Below are 11,635 nucleotides of genomic sequence, written 5' to 3' on the forward strand. Positions count from 1 at the left end.
ACGAGGTTGTTGCAGGAACCGTCGACCGTGCGCAGCCCGAACGAGAGCAGCGGGCTCGAGAGCTGGTTGGGACCGGTGCCGACCAGTGCGCCGCACGGACCCGTCGCCGACGTGGTGTTGGCGACATGCGCCTCGGCGATCTTGATCTGCTTGAGGATGTAGGCCAGGTCCGAGGGGGTGACGACGAAGCCCTGGCCCACCGTGGGCGCAGCCACTGCAGCCTCTGCCGACGTCGACGCCCCAGGAAGGACGAGGCTCACGACAACCGCGAGGCACGCGGCTGCCGCAACTCTGCTCTTGCGCACGGGCGGCGTAGCGCCCGTGAGTTTCTTGACGATGCGGCGCATGACTAGCCCATCTCGTTGGCGGCCGGAGCCGGAGGGTGTACGAAGTGGGGATCACCATCCGCTCGACACCTTGGGAACTCCTTGGAGCCCTGGCGAGGGGCGCCAGAGGATGGTCGAGGGTTTCCCCGCTACCGCGGTGCGGCTCCTCCGGGCGAGAGTCCTCCTCAGCGACAACCAGGTCGCTCGCTGTCCGCTCTCGGGACGGTGTCGGACTCAGGACCCACAAGGTCCGAGGAGGAACACGTAGATGTTGAGCAAGACCAGGATCGGTGCGGCGGCCTTCGTCGTCGCCTTCGGCGGCGCTGCCGCCGTCCCCGGGGTGTCGGCCACCGCTGCCCCCGCCCCCCAGGCCGGCGACACCCAGGCCCCGCTCGTGCAGGCCGCGGAGGCCATCGACGGGCGCTACATCGTGGTCTTCGACCGCGACACCACGCGGGCCGAGGCCACCGACTCGCGTGCGGACGCTCGCAAGGACGGCGCGGAGATCAAGCGCGTCTACACCAACATCGGCGGCTATGCCGCTGCTCTCTCCGACGCCGAGCTGGCCGAGGTCCGCAGCGACCCTGACGTCGCGTTCGTCCAGGAGGACGGTCGCGTCAGCATCGAGGCCACGCAGACCGGCGCCACGTGGGGCCTGGACCGCAGCGACCAGCGTGCTCGCCCGACCAACGGGACCTACAACTACTCCCTCACCGGCTCCGGCGTCCGGGTCTTCGTCATCGACACCGGCATCAACGGATCGCACAGCGAGTTCACCGGTCGCGTCGCCGCGGGCGCCACCGCGATCAACGACGGCCGCGGCACCACCGACTGCAACGGCCACGGCACCCACGTGGCGGGCACCGTCGGCGGCACCCGCTACGGCATCGCCAAGAGCGTCACGCTCGTCCCCGTGCGCGTCCTCGACTGCCAGGGCAGCGGTGCCAACTCCGGCGTCATCGCCGGCATGGACTGGGTGGCCGGCCAGACCGGCGGCGCCCGCGTCGCCAACATGAGCCTCGGTGGTCCCGCCGACGCCGCCACGGACGCCGCCGTCCAGCGCATGGTCTCCGCCGGCGTCACCGTCGTCGTCGCCGCCGGCAACGAGAACCAGAACGCGTGCAACGTCTCCCCGTCGCGGGCGACCAACGCGATCACGGTCGGGGCCACGACCAGCACCGACGCGCGCTCGAGCTTCAGCAACTACGGCTCGTGCGTGGACATCTTCGCGCCCGGCAGCTCCATCACCTCGGCGTGGATCGGGTCCACGACGGCCACCAACACGATCTCGGGCACGTCGATGGCCTCCCCGCACGTCGCGGGTGCCGCGGCGCTGATCCTCCAGGCGTCGCCGTCGGCCTCGCCTGCGACGGTGGCCAGCACGCTGATCGCCAACAGCACCACCGGCGTCGTCACCGGCGCCAACGGCTCGCCCAACCGGTTGCTCTTCACCAACCCCTGATCGGTGACCTGATCGGTGACCTGATCCATCCCCCGCGCACCGCCCGCCCCCTCCCCCGGGGCGGGCGGTGTCGCGTCCGGGAGGGGGGATGTGTCCCGGCTCTCACCCGGACCACCCAGCCCTACCCACATCTGGCGATTCAGGCGCGGGACAATGCTCATAACCTCGTGACCATGGCTCACACTCTCACTGCCGAGGACCGAGAGATCCTCGCCTTCGAGCGGCACTGGTGGAAGTTCCCGGAGGCCAAGGAGACCCAGACCCGTGAGCGGTTCGGCCTGACGATGGCCCACTACTACAACCGCCTCAACTGGATCATCGAGCAGCCCGAGGCGCTCGAGCTGGACCCTCTCGTCGTACGACGACTGCGGCGTCAGCGCGCCGGTCGGGTGGCTTCGCGCCTGCGCGACTGACCCGGTCCGCTACTCCCCGGCCGGATCCAGGATCCGGAGCCGGTCGGGTGAGAACCCGTGGGTCATGCCCCACACCACGGCCTGCGAGCGCCGGGTGACGTCGATCTTGCGGTAGGCGGTGCGGACGTAGGTCTTCACCGAGTTGATGCTCAGGTAGGACCGGTCGGCGATCTCCTGGTTGGAGAGTCCCTGGGTGATCAGGGCGATCACCTCGGCCTCGCGGGCGCTCAGCCCGTGCTCACGGCCCGGCCAGGAGCCAGCCTCCCGAGCCTCGGCGACCGGGGGCCCCGGACGCACGACATCGCCTCCGCACACGGCCTCGACGGCCGCGACGACCTCCTCCGCCGTGAAGGCTTTCGAGACGTAACCTCGGGCTCCCTTGGCGATCGAGCGGTCGACGAGCTCGGGCTGCACGTTCCAGCTGTAGATGACGACCTTGGCCCGCCCGCCGTGCACGAGGTCCTCGAGGTCGACGCCGTCGCCCTGCACCTGGCCGAAGGTGTCGTAGAGGATGACGTCGACGTCCTGGGACACCGACATCCCGGCGTCGAGCTCGACGACCGAGACCCGTTCGGAGAAGGCGTCGAGCATCGCCGCCACGCCCGCGACCACGATCTCGTAGTCGTTGACGATCGCCAGCCTGATGGGTGTCGCTCGCTCTGCCATGGGGACAGGATATTTCACCCGGGCGGAGGAAGCGTCATCCGACCCCGATTCGTAGGTTGACCTGGTGCGGGAACCCCTGATGACGGCCGCCGACTGGCGTGCCCACCCCGCCTACGGAACCGTGCCGAGGATCGACCTCCTCGACCCTGGGCAGGCCTGGTCGCGCCTGGTCGTCGTCTCCGCCCACCCCGACGACGAGAGCCTCGGCGCCGGCGGGCTCATCGCGGCCGCGCACGCCGACGGCCTGCGGGTGTACGTCGTCCTCCTCACCGCCGGCGAGGCGTCGCACCAGGGCGCACCGGGATCGAGCCGCCACGCCCTCGCCACGCTCCGGCTGGCCGAGATGGAGAACGCCCTGGCCCGGCTCGCCCCGGACACCCCGCTGGTGTTCCTGGGCGCGCTCGACGGCCAGGTCGCCGAGGCTGAGCGGGCGATCGCGGACTCCCTCACCGACCTGCTCGGCGATGCCGAGCACACGCTGCTCGTCGCCCCCTGGAGCCGTGACGGCCACCCCGACCACGATGCCGCCGGCCGGGCCGCACGGGTGGCGGCCGAGCGGTCGGGGGCCCACCTGCTGGAGTACCCGGTGTGGTTCTGGCAGCGGCACACCGCAGACGAGGCGCCGTGGGAGCAGATGGTCTGCCTTCCGCTCAGCGAAGAGTTCCGCGAGACCAAGGCCGCCGCCATCGAGTGCCACGCCAGCCAGGTCCGACCCTCGTCGGACAGCCCGGGCACCGACGCCCTCCTGCCCGACCGGATGCTGTCGCACTTCGCCGGGACCCACGAGCACTTCGTCTGGACCCCGGCGAGCCTCCCGACCACCGAGCCGACCGACGGATAGAACAGCAGTGGCCCCGCACTGTATGAGAGTGCGGGGCCTCATCTGTCCCTACGAGGTCGTGCCCGCCGCGTAGGCGTCGATCTCAGCGCGCACCGACGCCTTGACGTCGTCGGGGGCGAAGGACACATCGATGGCGGTGCGGGCCAGGTCGGCCACCCCGTGCTCGTCGAGCCCCAGCAGGTCTGCGGCGATGGCGTACTCACGGTTGAGGTCGGTCGAGAACATCGGCGGGTCGTCGGAGTTGATCGTGACGACCACGCCGGCGTCGACGAACGCCTTGAGCGGGTGCTCGGCCAGCGTCGCGACCGCCCGGGTCGCGATGTTGGACGAGGGACAGACCTCGAGGGGGATCCGGTGCTCGGCCAGGTGCGCCAGCAGCGCCGGGTCGGCGGCCGCAGACGTGCCGTGACCGATCCGCTCGGCCCCGAGGAGCCGGATCGCGTGCCAGATCGTCTCGGGGCCGGTGGTCTCCCCCGCGTGCGGCACCGAGCGGAGCCCGGCGGCGCGGGCGGCATCGAAGTGCGGCTGGAACTGCGGGCGCGGCACCCCGATCTCGGGCCCGCCGAGGCCGAAGCCGACCAGCCCCTCGGTCCGGTGGTCCAGCGCGTAGCGCAACGTGTCGTCGGCAGCGGGCAGCCCCGACTCACCGGGGATGTCGTAGATCCAGCGCAGGACCAGCCCGAAGTCGCGCTCGGCCGCGTGGCGCGCGTCCTCCAGGACCTCGGTGTAGGCCTCGATGGGGATGCCTGCGGCGACCGACGTGTACGGCGTACACGTCAGCTCGGCGTAGCGCAGCGACTGACCTTGCGCCATCTCACGAGCGATCTCGTAGGTGAGGTAACGCAGGTCCTCCGGGGTGCGGATCAGGTCGACCACCGCGAGGTAGACCTCCACGAAGTGGGCGAAGTCGCGGAACTCGTAGAACGAGCGCAGCTCGTCGAGGTCGGACGGCACCCGACCGGGGTGACGCGCGGCCAGCTCGCTGACGATCCGCGGCGACGCGGACCCGACGTGGTGCACGTGCAGCTCGGCTTTGGGCAGACCGGCGATGAAGTCGTTCAGGCTCATCCTGAGGATGCTGCCAGGCCCTCGCCCGAGCGCGGCCACCAGGTCGACCCGGTCCTGGGAGGCGAAGGTCCTTCCCCGACAGGTCTAAGGTGACCTCTCGTGACTGACCGACTGGTGTGGATCGACTGCGAGATGACCGGACTCGACCTGGGAGCGGACGCCCTGATCGAGGTGGCGGCGCTCGTCACGGACTTCGACCTCAACGTGCTCGGCGACGGCATCGACCTGATCATCAAGCCTCCTGCCGAGGCGCTGGAGCAGATGATCGACTTCGTCCGCGACATGCACGAGAAGTCCGGGCTGCTCGAGGAGCTCGCGGGAGGGATCACCCTCGCGGAGGCCGAGGAGCAGGTGCTCGCCTACGTCAAGGAGCACTGCCCCGACGGCTCCCGACCGCCCCTCGCCGGCAACACCGTCGGCACCGACCGGCTCTTCATCTCCCGTGACATGGCCGACCTCGATGCCTTCCTGCACTACCGGATCGTCGACGTGTCCTCCATCAAGGAGCTCTCGCGCCGCTGGTTCCCCAAGGCTTACTACGCCGCTCCGGCCAAGCGCGGCAACCACCGTGCCCTCGCCGACATCCAGGAGAGCATCGAGGAGCTGCGCTACTACCGCGAGGCTGTCTTCGTGCCCTCCCCCGGACCCGAGTCGACCGCCGCTCGCGCCATCGCCGAGGTCCATGGCGGAGCCCTCACCGGCATCTCGGACCCCGATTCGAGGACCGGCGCCTGATCGGACTACACTCCTCTTCGTTCTGGGCTCTGCCCGGATCGACCTGGTGGGTATAGCTCAGCTGGTAGAGCGCCGCCTTGTGGTGGCGGATGTCGCGGGTTCAAGTCCCGTTACTCACCCCAGGCGTGACCGAGCCCCTGACTCGCGGAAGCGGGTCAGGGGCTCGATGCGTCTCGGACTCAGCTGCGGTGACGGCCGTCGGCGCCGGTCTTGACGTCCGGGTCGATGCGGTCGGCCTCGCGCAGGTGGTCCTCTCGCTGCGCCTCCTCGGCGGCGAGCACCTTCGTGAGCTCGACGACCTCCTCGTCTGCCTTGCGCGCCTCCACGTGGGCGAGCTCGGCGCGCGCCTCTGCGTGCTGCAACCGCTCCGCAGCGGTGCGCACGTCGGGCGTGGCAGCGACCGCCTCGAAGCGCAGCTGGCCGGCCTGCTCACGACGCAGCTCCCGGTCGCGCTGGCGCTTCTTCAGCAGTGCCGTCACCAGTGCCAGCACACTCAGCACCACGACGCCGGCGACGATGATCCAGACCAGGGTCTCGGTCTCCATGAAGTCCTCCTCAGGTTCGGCGACCCGGTACCCGCATTGCCGCACCAGCACGCGATGACTCCGGCCCTGGGACCGGCGAACCTGAACAAGTTCTTCACACGCTTCTGGTTCGGCTCGGCTCGGTGAGGACTAGGTTCCTGGACAGATCAGGGTCCGCGAGGTGTCGACGTGAGGCGTGTCGACCGTGGCCGAAGAAGGAGTCCGCCCATGGCGAAGTCGTCACCTGAGAGCCTGCTCTCACAGCTCGCCGAGCGATGCATCAGTCCGCCGGATGTCGCCACCCTCCTGACCCGATCGCTGCCGCTGGTCCTCGAGGTGACCAGCGCCGGCTCGGCGTACGTCCTGCGTGGTCAGGTCGAGGACGTGCAGGTGGTGGCCCACGCGGGCGCCCGGCTCCCCACGGGAGCCCTGTCCAGCGACATCGCGGACGAGCACCCGGGGTGGCGCGACCTCCCGGTTCCCCGCAGCTGGCGCGACGGTGGCGTCGCCACAGCATGGGCGCGCAGGCTCTCAGGGCACCCCGGGCCGCTCGTGCTCGTGCTCACCTACGACCGTGACGCGACGCGCGGTGACCTTCTCGACGTGGTGGGCGCGCTGCTCGAGACGGCCGTGAGGGGAGCACAGTCGGCTGCCGATCTCGCTGACCTGACGCAACGCGTCGACAACGCCCAGCACCTCGCCAACATGGGCGACTACGACTGGCACATCGCCAGCGACACGAACAGGTGGTCCGACCAGCTCTACCGCATCTACGGTCACGAGCCGCAGTCCTTCAACGCCAGCTATGAGCGCTTCATCTCCCACATCCACCCCGACGACCGCGAGCGGATCATGGCGATCCACCAGCAGGCCTACGCCTCAGGGGAGCCCTACCAGATGATCGAGCGGGTCCAGCGGCCCACCGGGGAGACGCGCTACCTCTCCTCCAACGGCCAGGTGCTCATGGACGCGACGGGGACGCCGGTGCGCATGCGTGGGACCTGCATCGACATCACCGACCTGGTCCTCTCCGAGCAGGAGGTCGAGCGGGTCAGCGCCCGGTTCGAAGCCCTGGTGGAGTCGAGCGGAGACGCGATCATGGTGCTCGAGGGTCGCCTGGTCGTGCAGTCCAACGACCGTAGCCGCGCCCTCCTGGGCGGTGACCCGGTGGGGCAACCCCTCGACAGGTTCGTGCACGTCGACGCAGACGAGAGCCTGGGGGTCCCGGGGCGCAGGCTCGACGGCCAGGAGCTCACGCTGGATGTCTTCACGAGCGAGCTGAATCCAGGGGTCGACGATGACCTCGTCGCGGTCTTCGTGCGCGACGCCGCACCCCGGCTCGCGAGTGAGGCGCTGGCGGTCAGCCTGGGAGAGGCCCAGGTGCGCCGGCGACAGGCAGTGGAGATCAACGACAACATCATCCAGGGCCTGACCGCGTCCGTGTACTGCCTCGAGGACTCGAACGTGAGCGCTGCCGCGGAGTACGTCCAGCTCACCCTCTCCTCTGCCCGGGCCATGATGAACGATCTCCTCGAGCCCCTGGACGGTGAGGATCTCCAGCCCGGGGACCTCGTGCGACAGAGCGCCACCACCCTTCGTGGCCGGACAGGAGCCGCCGCCGGGCCGGATCCGACGCCGGTCGTGGTCGCACCGGTGACGAGCGATCGGAGGGTCCTGATCGTCGATGACTCCGAGGACATGCGGATGCTGGTCCGGCTCTTCCTCGATCGCAAGGAGGGAGTCCAGGTGGTCGGTGAGGCAGCCACGGGACGCGAAGGCATCAGGCTGGCCCACGAGCTGCAGCCCGATCTCGTCCTCCTCGACCTCGCCATGCCCGAGATGGACGGGCTGGAGGCACTGCCACAGATCTTCACCGAAGCCCCGACGGCCAAGGTGATCGTGCTGTCCGGCTTCGACCACCGCCTGGGCGACCAGGCACTGGCCCTCGGCGCGTCCCTCTTCGTGCAGAAGGGTGGAGGGTTGGACGAGCTGATGCGTGCCATCGACAAGACCCTGCCCATGGGGTTGCCACCCCAGCGCGTGGCTGGCTGATCAGTCCTCCACCAGTCGCTCCCAGTCCGTGACCACGGGCACCAGCGTGCCCTCCGCCCACCGCGTCAGCTGGTCGTGGTGGTGGGGGTCGCGGGGGTCTCCGGCGGCACCCAGCGGCACGATCCAGGCACTGGCGCTCCGGTCGGCGAGGTCCCAGACGTAGCGCGCGACCGCGCCGCGGTAGACGTCGTCGGACACGCCGGGCAGCGAGCCGGTGCAGCGCACGCAGTCCTGGTCGCCACTCATGCCCGGACGCGGCACGGGTGGCGCCTCGAGACGGCCCGGAGCGAGGTCGAAGGCGTGCAGCGGCGCGAAGACGTGGGTGTCGCCCCAGGTCCGCCCGGGATCGGCGGCGATCTCGGCATCGGCCTCCGCCAGGGCTGCGCGGGCGTGCGCCGCCACATCGATCCCGTACGGCGACCCGTGGGCGGCCAAGTGGGCCAGCGCGAGACCGATGCGGGTCGTCACGTCGAGCGAGGATCCGAGGACCGGATCGTGGCGCGGCTCGTGCAACGGCGCGAGGACGGGCTCCGCTGCCACGCGTCGCACGAGTGAGGAGCGGTAGGCGGCGAAGCGGGCGGCCTGAGCCGAGTCAGCGGTCATCCGGCCGTCCCATCCGTCGAAGGCGCCGGGCACCAGCGCGACGAGCGGCGCGACCGTGGCCAGCCACGCGTCGTCGTGGATCGCGGCGAAGTCGTCGGGGCCCAGTCCGGTGCGAGAGCCGAGCAGGGCAGTGATGCGGTCGGCCCGGTAGGGCGGGGCGAAGGCCGAGCCGACGAGGTCGCTCTCGGGCCCGCGACGCTCGTTGGCGGTCACGACCTGACCGTGCGGGCCGGGGTCGACCCGGTGGACGTCGGCCAGCCAGCCGGTCCACGCCGTCGTCGGGTCCTCCGCCGCCACGATGCCGCGACGATTCCCCTCCGAGCGCAGCGGCACGCGGCCCGCCAGCCGGTAGCGCACGCCACCGTGCACGTCGGCGACCACCACGTTGTTGACGGGCTCGACCCACAGGTCCATGGCCCGGTCGACGTCGTCCACGGTGCGGGCCCGCAGCAGCGGGAGCAGGGCGTCGAAGCCGAGGTCGCCCAGCACCGTGGAGGCCGCTCGCAGGCTCAGTCCGTCCTCGAAGACCGGCCCGCGCGGCGTCACGACCACCTCGACGTCGACCGGGTCGGCGTCGCGGACGGCCACGGTCTCGACCCACCGCTCGACCACGTCGTAGGGCACGGGCTCGGCGTAGACGTCCTGGTAGTCGGCGCTGGCGTTGGTGATCGCCCACGCCACCTCGCCCGCGTGCGCGAAGTGCGGGATGCCGGGCACCCCGGGGAAGGCCAGGCCCAGCACGTCGAAGGCGTCGTCGGGGTCCTCGCAGGCCAGCCGCACCTGCTGGTAGACCCCCGGCGACTCGAGCACCCGGTGCGGGTCGCCGCCGATCAGCGGCAGCCCCGAGGCCGTGCGGTCGCCGCCGACCGCCCAGGCGTTGCTCCCGCTGGAGGCCGGCCCCTCGTAGGACAGCAGCGCCGCATCCGGCCCCAGCACGTCGCGAGCCCGCTGCGCCCAGAGCTTGGCACCGAGGTTGGCGAAGAGCAGGTGCTGCACGAGGAAGACCGCGAGCGGCGTCCACTCCTCCCACGGCTCCGGCTCGACGCCGAGGGCGACCAGCTCTGGCACGTCCGCGTGCAGGCCGGCGTTGACCCCGTCGACGTACGACGCCACGAAGGCGCGTGCCTCGGGTCCCAGGTGGTCATGGGCCCGGCGAGCGGTGCGGGCGATGAGCGTGCGGCGGGCCAGCCGGTCCCAGCCGAGGGCGCTGGCGCCCATGATCTCGGCACTGGTGCCGGTCGCGCGACGCCGTTGCCACTCCAGCTGCCACGCCCGGTCGCGGGCCGTGACCTCGCCCTGGCCGCGGGCAACGTCGAGCGCGGTGGTGCCGCGCACATGGGGGATGCCCCACGCGTCCCGGAAGATCGAGGCCATGCCCGAAGACTAGGCGGACGTCAGCCGAGCGGCTGACCGAACGAGCCCCTCTGGAAGTCCTGGTAGGCCTGGAGCACCTCGGCCTTGGTGTTCATGACGAAGGGACCGGCCCAGGCGAGCGGCTCGCGGATCGGGCGGCCGCCGACCACGATGACGTCGAGCTGGGGCGAGCGGCTCTCCTGGTCCTTGTCGGCCGTGACGGTGAGGTAGTCCCCGGCGCCGAGGACTGCCGACTGGCCGGTGTGGATGGGCTGGCCGTCGATGCCCACGGTGCCGGAGCCGGCCAGCACGTAGACGAGGGCGTTGAAGTCGACGTCCCAGGGCAGGTCGAGGCGGGCGCCGGGCTCGATGCTGGCGTGCACGAGCGACATCGGCGTGAAGGTCGCGCCGGGGCCGTCATGGCCGTCGACGTTGCCGGCGATGACGCGCACGAGCGATCCGGCGTCGGCCGAGGTCAGGAGCTGGACCTCGCCGGAGCGGATGTCCTGGTACTGGGGGGCGTTCATCTTGGCGTCGCGCGGCAGGTTGACCCAGAGCTGGATGCCGTGGAAGAGGCCGCCGGACTGCACGAGCCACTCGGGCGGGGCCTCGATGTGGAGCAGGCCGGAGCCAGCGGTCATCCACTGGGTGTCGCCGTTGGTGATCGTGCCGCCACCGCCGTGGGAGTCCTGGTGGTCGAAGGTCCCGTCGATGATGTAGGTGACGGTCTCGAAGCCGCGGTGGGGGTGCCAGGAGGTGCCCTTGGGCTCGCCCGGCGCATACTCCACCTCGCCCATCTGGTCCATCATGATGAAGGGGTCGAGGTGCTGGAGGTCGATGCCGGCGAACGCCCGGCGCACCGGGAAGCCCTCGCCCTCGAAGCCCTGCGGGGCGGTGCTGATCTGCCACACCGGCCGGGGCTGGTCGCCCAGCCCGGGCGAGCGCAGGCGATCGAGGACGGTCAGGTCGTCAACGGTGATTGCGGGCACGGCGCCCACCTCCTTCGAAGTCGTGGACCCAACAGTAGTTGAATGTTGAATATTCCTAGGTGACCACCGGCAGCCGCACGCGGAACGTCGTACCGCTGCCGGGCTCGCCGCTGGTGAAGTCGATGCGCCCGCCGTGCTGCTCGACGATGGCGCGGGTGATCGAGAGCCCGAGGCCGCTGCCGGGGATGGCCTGCTTCTGGGCCAGGGTGGAGCGGAAGAAGCGGGTGAACAGCCGGTCCTGCTCCTGTGCCGGCACCCCGATGCCGGTGTCGCTCACCACGATCTCGGCCTCGTCGCCGTCGACGGCGAGCGAGAGCCGGATCACACCTCCGTCGGGGGTGAACATCACGGCGTTGCTGAGCAGGTTGAGCACGACCCGCTCGATCATGTCCCGCTCCCCCAGCAGCGGCACCGGATCCTCCGGCAGTGCCAGTCGTACGTCGAGGTCGCGGGCGCTCCAGCCGGGCGCCACGACGTCGTAGGAGGCGCGCACCGCCGCGGCGAGGTCGAAGACGCGGTCGTGGTGGACGAAACCGTCGCTGTCGACCCGCGAGAGGGTGAGCAGGTCGTCGATCAGGCCGAGCAGCCGCGTGGTGTTCTCCG

At 70.7% G+C, this 11,635-nt stretch carries 12 protein-coding genes and 1 tRNA gene; 6 read left to right on the top strand and 7 right to left on the bottom strand.

What is annotated here, in order from left to right:
• Window positions 1-215 (bottom strand): hypothetical protein (locus RMN98_RS08985; protein WP_309648475.1); only part of this gene is annotated, 215 nt, incomplete at its 3' end.
• A 379-nt stretch (window positions 216-594) separates the two neighbouring features.
• On the opposite strand from RMN98_RS08985, the gene RMN98_RS08990 reads away from it, so the two are divergent.
• Both RMN98_RS08990 and RMN98_RS08995 read left to right on the top strand, forming a co-directional pair.
• A complete protein-coding gene (locus RMN98_RS08990) occupies window positions 595-1,788 on the top strand; it encodes a S8 family peptidase (RefSeq protein ID WP_309648476.1) in 1,194 nt (397 codons plus the stop codon).
• Between the two features lie 173 nt (window positions 1,789-1,961).
• Window positions 1,962-2,201: a DUF3263 domain-containing protein gene (locus tag RMN98_RS08995; RefSeq protein WP_309648477.1), complete on the top strand. Its 240-nt coding sequence runs from the start codon at window positions 1,962-1,964 to the stop codon at window positions 2,199-2,201.
• Between the two features lie 9 nt (window positions 2,202-2,210).
• Here RMN98_RS08995 and RMN98_RS09000 read toward each other — a convergent pair whose 3' ends face one another.
• On the bottom strand, window positions 2,211-2,867 hold the full coding sequence (locus RMN98_RS09000) for a response regulator transcription factor (protein ID WP_309648478.1): 657 nt from the start codon (window positions 2,865-2,867) through the stop codon (window positions 2,211-2,213).
• A gap of 64 nt (window positions 2,868-2,931) precedes the next feature.
• Here RMN98_RS09000 and RMN98_RS09005 point away from each other — a divergent pair, with 64 nt between their 5' ends.
• Complete coding sequence (locus tag RMN98_RS09005; protein WP_309648479.1) at window positions 2,932-3,708, top strand: PIG-L deacetylase family protein; 777 nt, start codon at window positions 2,932-2,934, stop codon at window positions 3,706-3,708.
• A gap of 48 nt (window positions 3,709-3,756) precedes the next feature.
• On the opposite strand, the gene RMN98_RS09010 is transcribed toward RMN98_RS09005, so the two are convergent.
• Window positions 3,757-4,776: an adenosine deaminase gene (locus RMN98_RS09010; RefSeq protein WP_309648480.1), complete on the bottom strand. Its 1,020-nt coding sequence runs from the start codon at window positions 4,774-4,776 to the stop codon at window positions 3,757-3,759.
• Window positions 4,777-4,875: 99 nt separating this feature from the next.
• Here RMN98_RS09010 and orn point away from each other — a divergent pair, with 99 nt between their 5' ends.
• Complete coding sequence (gene orn, locus RMN98_RS09015) at window positions 4,876-5,511, top strand: oligoribonuclease (protein WP_309648481.1); 636 nt, start codon at window positions 4,876-4,878, stop codon at window positions 5,509-5,511.
• A 46-nt stretch (window positions 5,512-5,557) separates the two neighbouring features.
• Window positions 5,558-5,633 (top strand) — tRNA-His (locus RMN98_RS09020).
• A 57-nt stretch (window positions 5,634-5,690) separates the two neighbouring features.
• Here the strand turns inward: RMN98_RS09020 and RMN98_RS09025 are convergent.
• Window positions 5,691-6,056, bottom strand: coding sequence for a hypothetical protein (locus tag RMN98_RS09025; RefSeq protein WP_309648482.1), 366 nt, complete (start codon window positions 6,054-6,056; stop codon window positions 5,691-5,693).
• Window positions 6,057-6,263: 207 nt separating this feature from the next.
• Between RMN98_RS09025 and RMN98_RS09030 the strand changes: the two genes are divergently transcribed.
• Window positions 6,264-8,087: a response regulator gene (locus RMN98_RS09030; RefSeq protein ID WP_309648483.1), complete on the top strand. Its 1,824-nt coding sequence runs from the start codon at window positions 6,264-6,266 to the stop codon at window positions 8,085-8,087.
• Here the strand turns inward: RMN98_RS09030 and RMN98_RS09035 are convergent, their stop codons facing one another.
• The 3 genes from RMN98_RS09035 to RMN98_RS09045 all read right to left on the bottom strand — a co-directional run.
• Window positions 8,088-10,064 (bottom strand): penicillin acylase family protein, encoded by a 1,977-nt coding sequence (locus RMN98_RS09035; protein WP_309648484.1) that lies wholly within the window; start codon window positions 10,062-10,064, stop codon window positions 8,088-8,090.
• Window positions 10,065-10,084: 20 nt separating this feature from the next.
• Entirely contained in the window at window positions 10,085-11,032 is a 948-nt protein-coding gene (locus tag RMN98_RS09040) for a pirin family protein (RefSeq protein ID WP_309648485.1), read from the bottom strand.
• 55 nt (window positions 11,033-11,087) lie between these two features.
• Window positions 11,088-11,635 (bottom strand): HAMP domain-containing sensor histidine kinase (locus RMN98_RS09045; RefSeq protein ID WP_309648486.1); only part of this gene is annotated, 548 nt, incomplete at its 5' end.

It is taken from the genome of Nocardioides sp. (genome assembly GCF_031397825.1).
Lineage (GTDB): Bacteria > Actinomycetota > Actinomycetes > Propionibacteriales > Nocardioidaceae > Nocardioides.